Raw genomic sequence first — 17,477 nt, forward strand, 5'->3', positions numbered from 1 at the left:
GTGGGCGACGCTTCCGTGCGAGGATCGGTGGACGTCAGACGAGACTTACGGAAGGCAGGATCGTGGCCGAGCAGCTTTACGCCACCCTGAAGACCAACCAAGGCGACATCGAGATCCGGCTCCTGCCGAACCACGCGCCCAAGACGGTCAAGAACTTTGTCGAACTCGCTCAGGGCGAGCGCGAGTGGACCCACCCGGCGACCGGCAAGAAGTCCACGGACAGGCTGTACGACGGCACGGTCTTCCACCGCGTCATCAGCGGCTTCATGATCCAGGGCGGCGACCCGCTCGGCAACGGCACCGGCGGCCCGGGCTACGAGTTCGGTGACGAGTTCCACCCGGACCTCGCCTTCGACAAGCCGTACCTGCTGGCCATGGCGAACGCCGGCCCGGGCACCAACGGCTCGCAGTTCTTCATCACGGTGTCGCCCACCTCGTGGCTGACCCGTAAGCACACCATCTTCGGCGAGGTCAGCACCGAGGCGGGCAAGAAGGTCGTGGACGCGATCGTCGGCACCCAGACCAACCCGCGGACCGACCGCCCGCTCAACGACGTCGTGATCGAGTCCGTCGTCGTCGAGACCCGCGAGGGCTGATTCCCCCGGGCCTGGTCCCCAGGGGAACCATTGCGCCCCGTCCGTCCGTAAGGATGGACGGGGCGGTGTTTTGATCGAGGGAGATTGAGGGATCCCATGGACCAGGTGCCAGGCACTCCGAAGGAGCCGCAGGACGCGCACAGCCTGCCCAGCTGCTACCGGCATCCCGGCCGCGAGACGGGCATCAGCTGCGTGCGCTGCGAGCGGCCGATCTGCCCGGACTGCATGGTCGACGCGTCCGTCGGGTTCCAGTGCCCCGACTGCGTCCGCTCCGGCTCCGGCACCGGGCACGCTCCGGCGGCGAACCAGCCGCGGACCATCGCGGGCGGCAGCATCCGCTCCGACGCCTTCCTGATCACCAAGATCCTCGTGGCCGTCAACGCCGCCGTGTACGTGGTGGTGCTCGCCCTCGGTGATCGATTCCTCGACGAGACGCTGCTGATCGGGTATGCGTACAACCCCCAGCTCAACGAGGTCGTCGGAGTCGCGGACGGCGAGTGGTACCGGCTGATCACCTCGGTCTTCCTGCACGAGGAGGTGCCCCACATCCTCTTCAACCTGGTGGGGCTGTGGTTCCTGGGCAAGATGGTCGAGCCGGAACTCGGCCGCTCCCGCTTTCTCGCGGTCTATCTCATCTCGGGGCTCGGCGGCAGCGCGCTCGCCTATCTGCTCGCCGCCCCGAACCAGGGATCGCTCGGTGCCTCGGGCGCCATCTACGGCCTGATCGGCGCGTTCGCGGTGCTCGCGCGCCGCAAGAACCTCGACATGCGGCCGGTCATCGCGATCCTGGTGATCAGCCTGATCTTCACGTTCGGCCGCGAGGGCATCTCCTGGGAGGGGCACATCGGCGGTCTGGTGGCCGGGGCCCTCGTCACGCTCGGACTCGTCTTCGCTCCGCGCCGTCACCGCACCCTGGTGCAGGTCGCGTGCTGTGCGGGGGTCCTGCTGGTGATCGTGGCGACCGTGATCGCCCGGACCGCGGCCCTGACCTAGGGCCCGACCCCTGGGGGCCGCGGCGGTCATCCGAGCCCGGCGGCAGCCTGTCGATCACCCGGGCCGAGCGGTTGCTTGCTCAGCTGAGCGCAACCTTTCCCCAAAGTTGTCCACAGCGTGTGGCGGATCTTGTGCACGCCGTATGGGACACGTGTGCCCCTTGTCGCTGAACTGGGTTTTCCCAGCAGAGGCAAGGGGCCGAACGCTTCACCGGGATGGCTCATGCAGTCACACCGGCGTCAACGCTTTGAAGGTTATCCACAGATCGTCAGACCTTTTCCCCACTGTGGACAACGCTGTGGATAACCTTGGGGCAGGGCTTGACGTCCTGCCCCGGGAGCCGAAACGGCTCCGGGAGCTGCGGCAGAGCTACTTCCACTGAGTGGAGACACCGAAGCCGGCGGCGATGAAGCCGAAGCCCGCGACGATGTTCCAGTTGCCGAAGCTCTTGATCGGAAGGTCGCCCTCGGTCACATAGAAGAGGACGATCCAGGCGAGTCCGATCAGGAACAACGCGAGCATCACGGGTGCTACCCAGCTGCGGCTCGTCAGCTTGATGCTGGTCGCCTGCTTCGTCGCGGGCGGCGGCGTGAACTCGGCCTTCTTGCGGATACGTGACTTCGGCACGAGGGACTCTCCTGTCGATGCGCTGCGTGACCGCGCAGGGAACTGTGGCTGGCGCCGGGGCTGGAGCGAAGGGGGACCACTGCCGCCCCCGGGCGTCCGTTAGCGTAGTGCTTCCGCGGCGCCTGAGGAGATAAGGGTACGTTGAGCAATTCCGCCGACTCCCCGCAAGGCCCGGTTCACCGCTTCAACTGGCGGGTGGGCCGGGTGTTGACAGCTGCCGTTTTCGCCCTCGCCGGGCTGATCTTCGTGACAAGCTTCAATACGGCCAAGGGTACCGATCTGAGGACCGACGGCTCCCTGCTGAAGCTGTCCGATCTGATCGAGCAGCGCAGCACCAAGAACGGTGATCTCACCGAGTCCACCGCCGCGCTCCGCGGCGACGTGGACGCTCTCGCCCAGCGCGACGACGGCTCCACCAAGGCCGAGGACCAGAAGCTCGGTGCCCTGGAAGAAGTCGCCGGCACCCGGAAACTGACCGGTCCGGCGCTGACCGTCACTCTCAATGACGCTCCGCCCAACGCCCAGGCGGCACCCGGATATCCCGAGCCGCAGGCGAACGACCTGGTGATTCACCAGCAGGATCTGCAGGCCGTCGTCAACGCCCTGTGGAAGGGCGGCGCCAAGGGCATCCAGGTCATGGACCAGCGCCTCATCTCCACCAGCGCCGTCCGCTGTGTGGGAAACACCCTCATCCTCCAGGGCCGCGTCTACTCGCCGCCCTACCGGATCACCGCCGTGGGTGACCAGAGCGCGCTCCAGAAGGCCCTCGACGACTCCGTCGCCGTACAGAACTACCAGCTGTACGTGAAGGCATACGGTCTCGGCTGGAAAGTGGACGAGCGCGAGGCGGTGACTCTCCCCGGCTACTCGGGCACAGTGGATCTCCACTACGCGAAGCCCGTGCAGTAGCGCCTGGGGGGTTCGGTGTCGGTACGGCTGATCGTCAGGACCTTCAGCGAACTGTGCATCACCGTCGGCACCTTGATCGTGCTCTTCGTCGCGTACGTCGTGTTCTGGACGGGCGTCAAGGCGGCCGACGCCTCCGACGGTCAGATCGGACGGCTTCAGGACGAGTGGTCCCACGGCGCGGTGGCGAGCCCGGCACCCGCTCCCGGCGGCACGACCGCACCCACCCCCGCTCCGCCGGCCCCGGAGTACCGGGACGGCAAGCCCTTCGCGGTCATGTACATCCCGCGTTTCGGCGGCAGTTGGGACTGGCCGGTCCTCGAAGGCACCCGTACGGGGACGCTCAAGAAGGGTCTGGGGCACTACGCCACCACGGCCCGGCTCGGCGACACCGGGAACTTCTCGGTGGCGGGTCACCGCCGTACGTACGGCGATCCGTTCAAGGACTTCCCCCGGCTGCGCCCGGGTGACGCGGTCGTGCTGACCGACGGTACGACGTGGTTCACGTACCGCGTCGACAAGAAGCCGTACCGTACGGTCCCCGGTGACATCGGGGTGATCGACCCTGTTCCGCGGAAGTCGGGGTTCGACGGCCCCGGGCGCTATCTCACCCTCACGACGTGCGATCCGGAATGGGGCAGCAGCCACCGGTTGATCGTCTGGGCGCACCTCGACGCCACCCAGCCTGTGACGGACGGCAAACCGGAAGCTTTGCGCAGCTGACCCACGCGCCCCTGCGGCCCTTTAGTCTGGTGCGGTACCGAACGGAAAGGGACGGCATGTACGGCTGGATCTGGCGGCATCTGCCGGGCAACGCATGGGTGCGGGCTCTCATCTCGCTCGTGCTCGCCCTCGCGGTTGTCTACGTGCTGTTCCAGTACGTCTTCCCGTGGGCGGAGCCGCTGCTTCCGTTCAACGATGTGACGGTCGACGGAGCGGGGGCGGCCCGATGAGCGCACGCATCCTCGTCGTCGACAACTACGACAGCTTCGTGTTCAACCTCGTGCAGTACCTGTATCAGCTCGGCGCGGAGTGCGAGGTCGTCCGCAACGACGCGGTCGGACTCGAACACGTGCAGGACGGCTTCGACGGGGTGCTGCTCTCCCCCGGTCCCGGCGCCCCCGAGCAGGCCGGTGTGTGCATCGAGATGGTGCGGCACTGCGCGACCACCGGAGTCCCTGTCTTCGGTGTGTGCCTCGGCATGCAGTCGATGGCGGTGGCCTACGGCGGAGTGGTGGACCGCGCTCCCGAACTGCTGCACGGCAAGACCTCGCCGGTGACGCACCAGGGCAAGGGCGTCTTCGCCGGGCTGCCCTCGCCGTTCACCGCGACCCGCTACCACTCGCTGGCCGCGGAGCCGGCCGACCTGCCCGAGGAGCTGGAGGTCACGGCGCGGACCGCGGACGGCATCATCATGGGGCTGCGCCACCGTGAACTGGCCGTCGAAGGCGTGCAGTTCCACCCCGAGTCGGTCCTCACCGAGCACGGGCACCTGATGCTGGCCAACTGGCTGGAGCAGTGCGGCGACATCGGCGCGGTCGAGCGTTCGGCGGGGCTCGCGCCGGTGGTGGGCAAGGCCGTGGCGTGAGTGCCGGGCGTCCGGGGGACGAGTACGACCCCCTGACGGACCCGACCCCGCCGGAGGAGTGGGAGCGGGCCCGGGCCCACTCACGGGGCCAGGCGGAGGCTCAGGCCTATCTGCAGCCCCAGTCGTACGCTCCGGGCCAGGAGCAGCCGCAGGGCTATCCCCAGACGCCCCCCGCACCGCAGCAGTACTCGCGCACGCCTTCTCCGGGCCCCCGTGGCTATCCGCAGCAGCAGCCCGCGCCCCGGTCGTACGACGGGCTCCAGCAGACGCAGAACTACGGGCAGTACCCCTCGAGCGCCGCTGAGGCCTACGCCGAGACCTATCGGCACGACTGGTACGGGCAGCAGGAGACGGTTCCGTCGCCCGGGCCGGCGGCGCGACCGGTGCCCGCGCCGAGACCCGAGCCCGAGTCCGGCCGGTTCCCCCGACCGTTCCCCGGTTCGGGGAGCACGCCGGGACGGGACGGGGACGACGAGACGGTCGGCCTGCTGACGTCGGACACCCGGCGTGCCGAGGAGGCTCCCACCGGGCCCGGTCGTGCCGAGCGCCGCAGAGCGGCCAAGGGCCGCGGCCGCAGGCGCCCCGAGGCCCCGGAGAGCTCCACGGCCCCCGGCAGGCCCCTGTCGCGCGTGGAGGCCCGCAGAGCGGCCCGTGCGGCGAAGGACAGCCCCGCCGTGGTGGCCAGCCGGGCCATCGGCGAGCTGTTCATCAGCTTCGGCGTGCTGCTGCTGCTGTTCGTCACCTATCAGCTGTGGTGGACCAATATCCGTGCCGGACAGCTGGCCGGCCGGGAGACGAGCAAGATCCAGGAGGGCTTCGCCAAGGGCCGTCAGCCGGGCGCCTTCGAGCCCGGGCAGGGCTTCGCGATCATGTACATCCCGAAGCTGGACGTGGTCGTCCCCATCGCCGAGGGCATCAACAAGAACAAGGTCCTGGACCGTGGCATGGTCGGTCACTACGGCGAGGGCAAGCTCAAGACGGCGATGCCGTCCGACAAGGCGGGTAACTTCGCCGTCGCCGGCCATCGCAACACCCATGGCGAGCCGTTCCGTTACATCAACCGCCTCCAGCCCGGCGACCCGATCGTCGTCGAGACGCAGGACGCCTACTACACGTACAAGATGGCGAACATCCTTCCGCAGACCTCGCCTTCGAACATCGGCGTCATCGCGCCGGTGCCGGCCGGATCCGGCTTCACGGAACCCGGCAGATACATCACGCTCACGACGTGCACGCCGGAATTCACGAGTACGTATCGAATGATCGTGTGGGGCAAGATGGTCGAGGAACGGCCGCGCAGCAAGGGCAAACCGGACGCGCTCGTAGGCTGACGACTTCTAGACGGGAACAGGTGCAGTGTCACGTGCGCGCAGCCGGATCGCCGGCGTCATCAGTGTCTTCGGCGAGCTGCTGATCACTGCGGGCGTGGTGCTGGGCCTCTTCGTCGTCTACTCCCTGTGGTGGACGAACGTCCTCGCCGACCGCGAGGCCTCCCGCCAGGGCGACCAGATGCGCGACGGATGGGCCGGCCCGGGGGCGCTCGACACCAAGGACGGCATCGGCTTCCTGCACGTGCCCGCGATGTCGAAGGGCGAGGTGCTGGTGAAGCAGGGCACCGACGCCAAGGCCCTCAACGACGGAATCGCCGGTTACTACACCGCCCCGATCAAGTCGGCGCTCCCGTGGGACCCGCAGGGCAACTTCACGCTTGCCGCGCACCGCGACGGCCACGGAGCGAAGTTCCACAACATCCACAAGGTGAGGGAGGGTGACCCGGTCGTCTTCGAGACGCGGGACACCTGGTACGTCTACAAGGTCTTCAAGAAGCTTCCCGAGACCTCGAAGTACAACGTGAACGTCCTGCAGCCGGTCCCGAAGGAGTCGGGCAAGTCCAAGCCGGGCCGCTACATCACGCTGACGACGTGCACGCCCGTCTACACCTCGGACTACCGCTACATCGTCTGGGGCGAGCTGGTGCGCGAGGAGAAGGTCGACAAGAACCGCACGCTGCCGGACGAGCTGCGCTGAAACGAATCCGCGCCGTCCGCGCGGGAGATCGGCACGGCAGGGGTTCCGCCGGTTGTCGTCCGTACTTGCGGCAGCGGGCCCGGTCCACTGTGTCCGTACCTGCGGCAGCCGGCCCGGTCCAGCATCCCCGCTCACGGCAGCCCGGCCCCGTTCACGCAGCAGCCCCGGCACCGTTCGAGGGTGCCGGGGCTGCTGTCCGTGCTGCGGCTCGGATCAGTCGCCGTCTCCGCCGCCGATGAATCCGCCGTTACCGCCTCCGTTGTTGCCGCCGTTCCCGCCGCCACCGATCGTCGTGAGCGTGATCGTGGTGGTGGCCGGGTCGACCTGCGTTCCGGGCTGCGGGTCGAGCGAGGTCACGATGGAGTTGTCGTCACCGGAGCTGCCGGGCGCGAGCGCGAGGTTCGTGAAGCCGTTCTGGGCCAGGATCTGCTTGGCCTCGCCGAGCCTCTTGGTCCTCACCTCGGGAACAGGCTTCCCGGCCGGCTGCTGCGGGCCCTTGGAGACGTCGAGCGTGATCGTCGAGCCCTTGGACGCCTTGCCCGTCGGGGACTGGTTCACGACCGTGTTCGCGGGCTGCTGCGAGTCCACGTCCCGCCGCTCGACCTTGAACTCGAGAGTCTCCAGCTGGGCCTTGGCACTGTCGAACTGCTGGCCCTGCACCGGCGGAATGTTCACCAGCGCTTCCTTGGCCACCTTCAGGTTCACGGTCGTGCCCTTCTCGGCCAGGCTGTTGCCGCGCGGGTCCTGGGAGATGACCGTGCCGGGCTCCTGCTCCGAGGACTCGACTTCCTCGACCTTGAACTTGAATCCCTTGCGCTGGAGGGCCTCCTGCGCGTTGGTCTGGGACTTCTCGGTGACGTCCGGGACCTCGATCTTCGGCGCGCCCTCGGAGAGGACGTACTGGACCGTCTCGCCCTGTTGCATGGTGGCGCCTTCAGCCGGCGTCTGGCTGCAGATCGTGTTCTTGGGCTGGTCGCAGCGCTCCGTGCCGGACTGGCTGATCTCGACGCCCGAGTTCGTCGCGAGCGTCCCGGCCTCCTTCACGGTCTTGCCCACGAGCGAGGGCGCCGGCACGTCGCCATTGCCCCCGTCGTTGCCGCTGAAGACGGCACGGCCGATGAGCACCGCGCCGACCAGCACCAGGATGCCCGCGACCACCAGCAGGATCGTCGACGTGTTGGACTTCTTCTGCTGGCGTCGGCGACCCGGGCGGTCGTCGTAGCCGCCGAAGCCGCCGTCGTCCGGGTTCATGGGCGGCAGCATCGAGGTCTGGCCCGCCGGGTCGGCCTGGCGCAGCGCCGTGGTGGCCTGGTCGTCCGAGCCGTAGCCGTAGCCGACCGCGCCCATCGCCGCCGTCGCCGCCACGGGCTGTCCGTCCAGACAGGCCTCGATGTCCGCGCGCATCTCGTCGGCGGACTGGTAGCGGTAGTCGGGGTCCTTGACCAGGGCCCGCAGGACGATGGCGTCCATCTCGGGCGTGATCTCGGGGTCGAAGTTGCTGGGCGGCTGCGGCTCCTCGCGTACGTGCTGGTACGCGACGGCCACCGGGGAGTCGCCCACGAAGGGCGGCCGCACGGTGAGGAGCTCGTAGAGCAGACAGCCGGTGGAGTAGAGGTCGGACCGCGCGTCGACCTGCTCACCCTTGGCCTGCTCGGGCGAGAGGTACTGGGCGGTGCCGATGACGGCGGCGGTCTGCGTCATCGTCATCCCGGAGTCGCCCATGGCGCGGGCGATGCCGAAGTCCATGACCTTGACCTGGCCGGTGCGCGTCAGCATGACGTTCGCCGGCTTGATGTCGCGGTGGACGATGCCGTTGCGGTGGGAGTACTCCAGGGCCTGGAGGATGCCGATGGTCATCTCCAGGGTGCGCTCGGGCAGCAGCTTGCGTCCCGAGTGCAGCAGCTCTCTGAGCGTGGAGCCGTCGACGTACTCCATGACGATGTACGGGATCGAGACCCCGTCGACGTAGTCCTCGCCCGTGTCGTACACCGCGACGATCGCCGGGTGGTTGAGCGAGGCGGCCGACTGGGCCTCACGGCGGAACCGGGCCTGGAAGGACGGGTCGCGGGCGAGGTCGGCCCGCAGCGTCTTCACGGCGACGGTGCGGCCGAGCCGGGTGTCGTGGGCGAGGTACACCTCTGCCATGCCACCGCGGCCGAGCACCGAGCCCAGTTCGTACCGGCCGCCGAGGCGACGCGGCTCTTCCATAACTGTTCCAGCCCTCTCCGTCAGTCCCGACCGCACCAGCGTGTGGTCCGGCGGTGTGCTGTTCGCGCATACGCTACCGGCCGCTCCCCACTCGATCGGCCCGCGACTGTCAGCTGATACCCGACCGGTATCGCAATGTGCAGGTATGGGGGGCGCACGTGATCCGCATCACTTCTTGCTGTCCAGCACCGCCTGCATCACTTTCTTGGCGATCGGGGCCGCGAGGCCGCCACCCGAGATGTCGTCGCGCCGGGCCTCGCTGTCCTCCACGACGACGGCGACGGCGACCGGCGAGCCGTCCGCGGTCTTGGCGTACGAGATGAACCAGGCGTACGGGTTCTTGCTGTTGTTCTCGCCGTGCTGGGCGGTACCCGTCTTGCCGCCCACCTTGACGCCGTCGATCTGGGCCTTCTCGCCGGTGCCGCTGTCGACCACGTTCTCCATCATCTGCTGGAGGAGCTGCGCGTTCTTCTGCGAGACCGGACGGCTCATCTCCTGCGGCTCGGTCTTGGAGATCACATCGAGGTTCGGTGCCTCGAGCTGGTCGATCATGTACGGCTTCATCAGCTTGCCGTCGTTGGCGATCGCCGCCGTGACCATGGCCATCTGGAGCGGAGTGGTGGCCGTGTTGAACTGGCCGATGGAGGAGAGCGCGTTGCCCGGCTTGTCCATGTTCTTGTCGTAGACGGACGCCGCCGCACGGACCGGGGTGTCGATCTCCGTGTTGTTGAAGCCGAACTTCTGCGCCATCTCGACCATCTTGTCCCGGCCGACCGTGTCACCGAGCTTGGCGAAGACGGTGTTGCAGGAGACCCGCAGCGCCTCGTTCAGGCTGGCGTTCTTGCAGCCCGTGTGGGAGTTGGGGAGCTTCGTGCGGGTGTCGGGCAGGGTGTACGGCTCGGGGGTGTCCGTGGCCGCGTCGATGTCGTCCACCGCGCCGTACTCCAGCGCGGCCGCCGCGGTGAGCACCTTGAAGGTCGATCCCGGAGGGTAGACCTCGCGCAGCGCGCGGTTGAGCTTCGGCTTGTCCTTGTCCTTCTCCAGCGCGTTCCACGCCTTGGCGTCCGCGTTCCGGTAGCCGGCGAAGGAGGCCGGGTCGTAGGACGGGGTGGACGCCAGGGCGAGGATCTTGCCCGTCTGCGGGTCGATCGCCGCGACGGCGCCCTTCTTGCTGCCCAGGCCCTCGAAGGCGGCCTTCTGTGCGGCGCCGTTGAGGGTCGTGACGACGTTGCCGCCCTTCTTCGTGTCGCCGGTGAACATCGCCATCGTGCGGTCGAAGAAGAGCTGGTCGGAGTTGCCCGTGAGGATGCCGTCCTCGAGCTTCTCGATCTGGTTGGCGTCGAAGGCCTGCGAGGCGTACCCGGTCACCGGCGCCCACATGGGGCCGTTGACGTAGGTGCGCTTGTACTTGAAGTCGGTGTCGTTCGTCTCGACCGAGCCGGTGATGGGCTTGCCGTCGACGATGATGTTGCCGCGCTCGCTGGCGTACCGCTCGATCGTGATGCGGCGGTTCTTGCTGTTCGTGTTGAGGTCCTCGGCCTCGGCGTACTGGAGCCAGTTGATGCGCACGAGGAGGGCCAGGACGAGAAGGCCGCAGAAGATCGCGATCCGGCGCAGGGGCTTGTTCACGGTCGGACCACCTGGGTCATCTCGGCGTCGGGGGACGGGGCGGGGGCCGGCGCGGGACGGCGCGCGGTGTCGCTGATACGGATCAGGATGCCGATCAGCGCCCAGTTGGCGATCACGGACGAACCGCCGTAGGCCACGAACGGCATGGTCATACCGGTCAGCGGGATGAGGCCCATCACACCGCCGGCGACGACGAAGACCTGGATGGCGAAGGCTCCGGAGAGGCCGACCGCCAGGAGCTTGCCGAAGGGGTCACGGGCAGCCAGTGCGGTGCGTACGCCGCGTTCCACGATCAGGCCGTAGACCAGCAGGAACGCCATCATTCCGGCGAGACCCAGCTCCTCACCGAAGGTGGAGAGAATGAAGTCGGAGTTGGCGGCGAAGCCGATGAGGTCGGAGTCGCCCTGGCCGAGCCCTGTGCCGAGCGTGCCGCCGGAGCCGAAGGACATCAGCGCCTGGCCGATCTGCTCGCTCTGCTCCCAGGTCTTCTCCGCGAAGGGGTTGAGCCAGAACTCCACACGCTGCTGGACGTGCGGCTCGAACGAGGCGACACCCACCGCGCCGACCGCCGACATCAGCAGGCCGAAGACGATCCAGCTGGTGCGCTCGGTGGCCACGTACAGCATGATCACGAAGAGGCCGAAGAACAGCAGCGAGGTGCCGAGGTCGGTCTCGAAGACCAGGATGAGGATGGACATCGCCCAGACCATGAGGATCGGTCCGAGGTCACGTCCACGCGGCAGGTACAGGCCCATGAACCGGCGGCTCGCCAGCGCCAGGGCGTCGCGCTTCACCATCAGGTAGCCGGAGAAGAAGATCGCGATGATGATCTTCGCGAACTCACCGGGCTGGATGGTGAAGGGGCCGAGGCTGATCCAGATCTTGGCGCCGTTCACCGCCGGGAAGAACATCGGCAGGATCAGCAGGACCAGCGCCACCGCCATCGAGATGTACGTGTAGCGCTGGAGGATGCGGTGGTCCTTGAGCAGAATCAGCACGGCCACGAAGAGTGCGATGCCGATCGCCGAGTACATGAGCTGCTTGGGGGCGTCCGGGCTGAAGCTGCCGAAGAGGTTCTCGGCACGCTGGATCAGTCGCGGGGACTGGTCCAGCCGCCAGATCATGACCAGTCCGAGGCCGTTGAGCAGGGTGGCCAGCGGAAGCAGCAGCGGGTCGGAGTACTTGGCGAACTTACGCACCGCCAGGTGCGCCACACCGGCCAGCAGGCCCAGTCCGAGCCCGTAGCCGAGCACGCCGGCGGGCAGCTTGCCGTCGAGGGCCAGCCCCACGTTGATGTACGCGAACACCGGAATGACGACGGCGAAGGCGAGCAGCATCAGCTCGGTGTTGCGGCGGCTCGGTGCTTCGATCGCGCCGATCGTGGTGGTGTTTGTGACAACGCTCATGGTGGAGAGGGCCCCCTAGGCCGTTACTGCTTCCCGCAGTTCGCGGCCAGCTTCTGCTCCTCTTCCGAGAGGGTGGGGCCCGGAGTGGGAGTAGGTGCGGTCGGCTTGGTCTTGGCGTTCTGGGTGGTGGGCTTGCCGGCGGTGCCACCGGCCTCGCCCTCACCGGGCGGCGGCGTGCTCGCACGGTCGGCGGCCTCGCGGCGCTGCTCCTCCTTCTTGCAGGCGGAGGCCTGAGCGGCGAGTTCGTCGATCTTCGAGCGGGCCCGGCCGAGGCTGTCCTGGGTGATGGTGCCCTCGACCTGCTTGCGCTGGTACTCCGGCAGGTACTTGAGTTCGATCTCGGGGTGGTCCTTCTCCACCTTCGAGAGCGAGACCCAGGCCAGGTCCTGGCTGATGCCCCGGTAGAGCGCGACGTGCTTGTCGTTGGAGCCGACGTAGTACTGGGTCTGCGTCCAGCGGTAACCGCCGTACAGACCGCCGCCGACGACCACCAGGGCGAGCACGATGAAGAACGAACGCTTCAGCCACTTGCGGCCGCCGCGCGGCTTGACGAAGTCGTCGTCGCCGTACGCGCTGAAGCTGTCCTCGGACGGCACTCCGCCGTACCCCGCCCCGCCGCCGCTTCCGGGCGGGCCGAAGCTGCCGTTGGCCTGCGGCGGCACGGGACGGCCGAGGCCCGCCGCGCGGCCGGCGGGCGTCTGCATGGCGCCGCCGTCGTTCATCTGCAGCTGGTTCTCGGCGACCGCGCCGACGACGACCGGGGTGTCGTTGAGCTGCCCGGCCAGAGTGTCGTTGGTGTCGGTGTCGAGGACGTCCGCCACGATGCAGGTGATGTTGTCCGGACCGCCGCCGCGCAGAGCGAGCTGGATCAGGTCCTGGATGGTCTCCTGCGGGCCCTGGTAGCTGGCGAGCGTCTCTTCCATCGTCTGGTGCGAGACGACGCCGGACAGGCCGTCGGAGCAGATCAGATAGCGGTCGCCGGCGCGCACCTCACGGATCGAGAGGTCGGGCTCGACATGGTCGCCGCTGCCCAGCGCGCGCATCAGCAGGGAGCGCTGCGGGTGGGTGGTCGCCTCTTCCTCGGTGATCCGGCCCTCGTCGACCAGGCGCTGCACCCAGGTGTGGTCCTGCGTGATCTGGGTCAGCACGCCGTCGCGGAGCAGGTACGCACGGGAGTCGCCGACATGCACGAGACCGAGCCGCTGGCCGGTCCACAGCAGGGCGGTGAGCGTCGTGCCCATGCCTTCGAGCTGGGGGTCCTCCTCGACCATCAGCCGCAGCTGCTCATTGGCGCGCTGCACGGCCGTACCGAGCGAGGTGAGGATGTCCGAGCCGGGCACGTCGTCGTCGAGCGTGACGAGCGTGGAGATGACCTCCGAGGAGGCGACCTCACCGGCGGCCTGGCCGCCCATGCCGTCGGCGATGGCCAGCAGGCGTGGGCCGGCGTAGCCGGAGTCCTCGTTCCCCTCCCGGATCATGCCTTTGTGCGATCCGGCGGCGAAGCGCAGTGACAGACTCATGCGCACCTCGCCCGTCGGCTCGGGGTACAGCCGGTCTCGAGCCACACTGCCCACCCTCCGGTCGGGAGCCCGTCCCGGTCCGCTGTCGGGACCGCTGCGGCTCGCTCGCTCCGCTCGCGCGCTGTCATTGTCCTACTACTTCCGCAGCTCGATGACGGTCTTGCCGATGCGGATCGGCGCGCCCAGCGGAATCGGGGTCGGCGTGGTGAGTCGGGTCCGGTCGAGATACGTGCCGTTGGTGGACCCGAGATCCTCGACGATCCACTGGCCGTCACGGTCCGGGTAGATCCTGGCATGCCGGCTGGAGGCGTAGTCGTCGTCCAGCACGATCGTTGAATCGTGGGCCCGGCCCAGCGAGATGGTCTGGCCCTGCAGTGCCACGGTGGTACCCGTCAGGGTCCCCTCGGACACGACCAGCTTGGTCGGCGCTCCGCGCCGCTGGCGGCTGTTCGTCTGCTGGCGCTGCGGCGGTGGCGCAGCACTCTGGCGCGCCTGCTGCTGGGGACGGGCGTCGGCATTGCGGCGTGAGCCGCGCTGCGTGACGCGCGTACCGAACAGGTCGCTGCGAATGACCTGGACGGCCACGATGACGAACAGCCACAGAACGGCCAGGAAACCTAGCCGCATGACCGTCAGGGTCAGCTCTGACATTGCCCCCGCTTCACCCTTCGGCTTGCCGGTAAACGATGGTGGTGCTGCCCACGACGATCCGCGAGCCGTCGCGGAGCGTAGCGCGGGTGGTGTGCTGCCCGTCTACCACGATGCCGTTGGTAGACCCGAGATCCTGGATCGTCGAGGGCGTTCCGGTCCGGATCTCACAGTGCCGGCGCGATACGCCGGGGTCGTCGATCCGCACATCGGCGTCGGTGCTGCGACCCAGCACCAGCGTCGGGCGGGAGATCTGATGGCGGGTGCCGTTGATCTCGATCCAACGTCTGACTTGGGTGCCCGGCAGAGGGCCCGCGGCTCCTGCCGGACGGCGGTCCGCCGTGGGAGCAGGTCCGGGACGGCCGCCGCCCGGAGGCGGTGCGGCCGGCATCGGAGGTGCTCCGGCCGGAGGGTAGCCGTACCCGCCGCGGGCGCCGCCCTGCGGTGCGACGGGGGCGGCCGGGGCCCGGTCGGGCGCCTGTGACGTACTCGACGCGAGCGTACGGCTGCGCACGCGGTACAGACCCGTGTCGAGGTCGTCCGCCTTCTCCAGATGGACCTTGATCGTGCCCATGAAGGTGTAGCGCTGCTGCTTGGCGTAGTCGCGGACCAGGCCCGCGAGCTCGTCGCCGAGCTGGCCGGAGTACGGGCTCAGGCGCTCGAAGTCGCCGGGGCTGAGCTCCACGATGAAGTCGTTGGGGACGACCGTCCGCTCGCGGTTCCAGATCGTCGCGTTGTTGTCGCACTCACGCTGGAGCGCGCCCGCGATCTCGACAGGCTGGACCTCGGACTTGAACACCTTGGCGAAGGTGCCGTTGACCAGACCTTCGAGTCGCTGCTCGAACTTCTTCAGGACTCCCATGAGGCACCTCCTCCGTCGTTGCCGTCCTGGTACTGCTTACTGATCGTATCCACGCGTCGGGAAATCGGCTGGTTCCCCTTGTCTGCCCCGTCGATGAGTGTCACCTCTCACACGGATCGTAGAGGCGGCCTCCTGACAGTGTCCCGCACCCGGGGTGTGCCGAGGAGGAGTGGGGGCGGCCGCTCTCCGTTCCCTGTTCCCCGGGCGGCTGCCCCAAACAAACGGATGTGAAGGCACCCTGTCCAGCGTGCTAATCTTCTGCATGTCGCCAGGGGGACGCACCGAGCCGGTGAGACCCCGAACGGCAACACCCAATGCGCGGGTGGCGGAATAGGCAGACGCGCTGGATTCAGGTTCCAGTGCCCGAAAGGGCGTGGGGGTTCAACTCCCCCCTCGCGCACAGATGGAAGCCCCGTAGGTCATCGACCTACGGGGCTTCTTCGTGTCCGGGCCGCTGCGTGCTCGACGGCGGTCGGCTCCGTACGCGGGCGTGCTCGGCTCCGTGCCCGGCGGCCCGCTGGGCGGTCGGGTTCGTGTTCGAGGGCGGGCCCGGCGTCGTGCTCGAAGACCGCCGGCGGGTGTGGGATACGCGACTGTGCGACGTTCGTCGCTCTCGTCCGCGACCAAAGAGAGGCGTGGGCGTGGCGGGGGATTCTCTAGGGTGCCGTCGTGAACGCGTCGACGAAGATCCGGGCCGGGGTCCGGGCGGGTTGGTCCTGGGTGGCCGCCCCCGAGCTGTGGTCGCCGCGGCGGACGGCCGGCGAGGTGGTCCTCGGTCTGGTACTGGGCGTCATGGCGGCCGGGACCGAAGAGCTGATGGGCAGCGAAGGGGCGCGGCTGCTCGCCGTCGGTGCCGCCGCCACGCTGCTCTCGCTGCTGCGGCGCCGGATGCCCACGCCTGTGCTGCTGGTCACCGCGGTCCTCGCACCGCTGGTCAGCGGGTTCGCGCCGCTGCTGCTGATCGTCGGCTGGTCGGCGGGGCGCAGGATCGTCGGTGCCGGGCGGGTGATGGCGGCGTTCACCGTGGCGTACGCCCTCTTCATCACCACCACGCTGCTGGAAGGCTGGGCCCCGTCGGCGACCCTGACCCTGGTGCTGCTGTCCACGCTGTACTTCCTCGCGACCACGCTCGTGCCCGGGCTCGCCAGCCGCTACTGGACCCAGCGGCGGACCCTGTTGCACGCACTCCAGGAGCGCAACGCGCAGCTGCTGCGTGAGCGGGCCATGGTCGCCGGGCAGGCCCGGTTGATGGAGCGGCAGCGCATAGCCCAGGACATGCACGACAGTCTCGGACACCAGCTGGCGCTGATCTCGGTGCACACGGGGGCGCTGGAGGTGGATCCACAGCTCACCCCGCAGCAGCGGGAGGCGGTCGGCGTGCTGCGGAACGCGTCCGTGACGGCCATGCACGAGCTGCGCGAGGTCGTCGGCATCCTGCGGGACGGGGTCGAGGCTCCGTCGGCGCCGGTGGACGACTCGGGGCGGGTCACCCGGGGGACTGCCGGCATCGAGGGACTCGTGGAGGCGGCCCGGGCCGCGGGGAACGAGGTCGAGCTGCGCCGCGCCGGCGACGAGCGACCGCTCGCGGCGGCGGCCGACCATGCCGCCTACCGCATAGCGCAGGAGGCGCTGACGAACGCGTACAAGCACGCTCCCGGCGCCCGGATCGAGGTGGAGCTGCGCTACGAGCCGGACTCCCTTGTCGTCGAGATCGTCAGCGGGCCGGTGGACGCGGCGGCCCGGGGGGCGGTCGTCAGCGGCGGCCAGGGGCTCACCGGGCTGCGGGAGCGGGCGCGGCTGGTGGGCGGGATCGTCCATGCCGGTCCGGCGAGCGGCGGCGGCTTCCGAGTGGCCGGAATGCTCCCGTACGGCGTGGTCGAGGCCACGCCGCTCCTCGCGGCCGAGGACGACTTCCACCAGCAGTCGCCGAGGGCCCTCTACGACGACGGTGTTCCGGTCATGGACTGGAGCGTCACCGAGCGGTCTCCCGTGCGCGTCGGGCAGGGAGAGCACCTGGGCAGCCAATGGGCACACCCGGGAGGGCAGTTGGTCTTCCCGGGGGCCGAGGGACGGAGCAGGGCCGGCGGTATCGCCATGGGGTGCGGGATCGCCCTGGCGGCCCTGCTGGTGCTCGGAGCCGCCGCCGTCTTCGGGCTGTTCTTCCTCGTCGGGTCGATGGACGAGGGGATGATCGAGCCGGCCGAGTACCGGAGCGTGCGGATCGGGGACGACGAGAACGCGGTGCGGGACCGGCTGCCTCCCGGGGACTCGATCATGACGACGGGACTGAGCGGGAAGGGCCCGAAGGAGCCGGAGGGCTCCGAGTGCCTGGTGCTGATGTCCTCGGAGGTGGGGGACGACATGGAGACCGAGCCGGTGTTCCGGTTCTGCTTCCGGGACGGCAAGCTGATCGAGAAGAAGGCGTACGAGGTCGCTCGATAGGTTCGGGGCGTTGGTGCACGCCGC

Annotated in this window: 16 protein-coding genes and 1 tRNA gene; 10 read left to right on the forward strand and 7 right to left on the reverse strand. The window is 68.8% G+C overall.

Features of this window, described 5'->3' with window-relative positions:
• The first annotated feature begins 62 nt into the window (after positions 1-62).
• Both ACFWU3_RS13520 and ACFWU3_RS13525 read left to right on the forward strand, forming a co-directional pair.
• Positions 63-596, forward strand: a complete 534-nt coding sequence (locus ACFWU3_RS13520; protein WP_313945295.1) for a peptidylprolyl isomerase — start codon at positions 63-65, stop codon at positions 594-596.
• 96 nt (positions 597-692) lie between these two features.
• Complete coding sequence (locus ACFWU3_RS13525; RefSeq protein WP_384435632.1) at positions 693-1,589, forward strand: rhomboid family intramembrane serine protease; 897 nt, start codon at positions 693-695, stop codon at positions 1,587-1,589.
• A gap of 369 nt (positions 1,590-1,958) precedes the next feature.
• Here ACFWU3_RS13525 and crgA read toward each other — a convergent pair whose 3' ends face one another.
• Entirely contained in the window at positions 1,959-2,216 is a 258-nt protein-coding gene (gene crgA, locus ACFWU3_RS13530) for a cell division protein CrgA (RefSeq protein ID WP_313945292.1), read from the reverse strand.
• A 141-nt stretch (positions 2,217-2,357) separates the two neighbouring features.
• Here crgA and ACFWU3_RS13535 point away from each other — a divergent pair, with 141 nt between their 5' ends.
• The 6 genes from ACFWU3_RS13535 to ACFWU3_RS13560 are packed head-to-tail and all read left to right on the forward strand — an operon-like array spanning position 2,358 to position 6,738.
• Entirely contained in the window at positions 2,358-3,125 is a 768-nt protein-coding gene (locus tag ACFWU3_RS13535; protein ID WP_384435635.1) for a DUF881 domain-containing protein, read from the forward strand.
• A gap of 15 nt (positions 3,126-3,140) precedes the next feature.
• Complete coding sequence (locus ACFWU3_RS13540) at positions 3,141-3,845, forward strand: class E sortase (protein WP_384435638.1); 705 nt, start codon at positions 3,141-3,143, stop codon at positions 3,843-3,845.
• Between the two features lie 56 nt (positions 3,846-3,901).
• The gene (locus ACFWU3_RS13545; protein WP_313945289.1) at positions 3,902-4,075 is read left to right on the forward strand and encodes a hypothetical protein; all 174 of its coding nucleotides are present in this window, start codon (positions 3,902-3,904) and stop codon (positions 4,073-4,075) included.
• Positions 4,072-4,710, forward strand: a complete 639-nt coding sequence (locus tag ACFWU3_RS13550) for an aminodeoxychorismate/anthranilate synthase component II (protein WP_384435642.1) — start codon at positions 4,072-4,074, stop codon at positions 4,708-4,710. Before ACFWU3_RS13545 ends, ACFWU3_RS13550 begins: the two co-directional genes overlap by 4 nt.
• The gene (locus ACFWU3_RS13555; protein WP_384435645.1) at positions 4,707-6,041 is read left to right on the forward strand and encodes a class E sortase; all 1,335 of its coding nucleotides are present in this window, start codon (positions 4,707-4,709) and stop codon (positions 6,039-6,041) included. Before ACFWU3_RS13550 ends, ACFWU3_RS13555 begins: the two co-directional genes overlap by 4 nt.
• A gap of 25 nt (positions 6,042-6,066) precedes the next feature.
• Complete coding sequence (locus tag ACFWU3_RS13560) at positions 6,067-6,738, forward strand: class E sortase (RefSeq protein WP_384435648.1); 672 nt, start codon at positions 6,067-6,069, stop codon at positions 6,736-6,738.
• A 213-nt stretch (positions 6,739-6,951) separates the two neighbouring features.
• On the opposite strand, the gene pknB is transcribed toward ACFWU3_RS13560, so the two are convergent.
• The 6 genes from pknB to ACFWU3_RS13590 all read right to left on the reverse strand — a co-directional run bounded on the left by pknB (position 6,952) and on the right by ACFWU3_RS13590 (position 15,011).
• Positions 6,952-8,946 (reverse strand): Stk1 family PASTA domain-containing Ser/Thr kinase, encoded by a 1,995-nt coding sequence (pknB, locus tag ACFWU3_RS13565; RefSeq protein WP_384435651.1) that lies wholly within the window; start codon positions 8,944-8,946, stop codon positions 6,952-6,954.
• Between the two features lie 168 nt (positions 8,947-9,114).
• On the reverse strand, positions 9,115-10,575 hold the full coding sequence (locus tag ACFWU3_RS13570; protein WP_384435654.1) for a peptidoglycan D,D-transpeptidase FtsI family protein: 1,461 nt from the start codon (positions 10,573-10,575) through the stop codon (positions 9,115-9,117).
• The gene (locus ACFWU3_RS13575; RefSeq protein WP_313945283.1) at positions 10,572-11,981 is read right to left on the reverse strand and encodes an FtsW/RodA/SpoVE family cell cycle protein; all 1,410 of its coding nucleotides are present in this window, start codon (positions 11,979-11,981) and stop codon (positions 10,572-10,574) included. Before ACFWU3_RS13575 ends, ACFWU3_RS13570 begins: the two co-directional genes overlap by 4 nt.
• Positions 11,982-12,004: 23 nt before the next feature.
• Entirely contained in the window at positions 12,005-13,501 is a 1,497-nt protein-coding gene (locus ACFWU3_RS13580) for a PP2C family protein-serine/threonine phosphatase (protein WP_384435657.1), read from the reverse strand.
• Positions 13,502-13,636: 135 nt separating this feature from the next.
• Entirely contained in the window at positions 13,637-14,152 is a 516-nt protein-coding gene (locus tag ACFWU3_RS13585) for an FHA domain-containing protein (protein WP_352206491.1), read from the reverse strand.
• A gap of 10 nt (positions 14,153-14,162) precedes the next feature.
• Positions 14,163-15,011: an FhaA domain-containing protein gene (locus ACFWU3_RS13590; protein ID WP_384435661.1), complete on the reverse strand. Its 849-nt coding sequence runs from the start codon at positions 15,009-15,011 to the stop codon at positions 14,163-14,165.
• A 316-nt stretch (positions 15,012-15,327) separates the two neighbouring features.
• On the opposite strand from ACFWU3_RS13590, the gene ACFWU3_RS13595 reads away from it, so the two are divergent.
• A tRNA-Leu gene (locus tag ACFWU3_RS13595) sits at positions 15,328-15,411 on the forward strand.
• Between the two features lie 269 nt (positions 15,412-15,680).
• A complete protein-coding gene (locus tag ACFWU3_RS13600; RefSeq protein ID WP_384435664.1) occupies positions 15,681-17,453 on the forward strand; it encodes a sensor histidine kinase in 1,773 nt (590 codons plus the stop codon).
• The last annotated feature ends 24 nt before the right edge of the window (positions 17,454-17,477 follow it).

This window comes from Streptomyces sp. NPDC058685, assembly GCF_042714725.1.
Classification (GTDB): domain Bacteria; phylum Actinomycetota; class Actinomycetes; order Streptomycetales; family Streptomycetaceae; genus Streptomyces.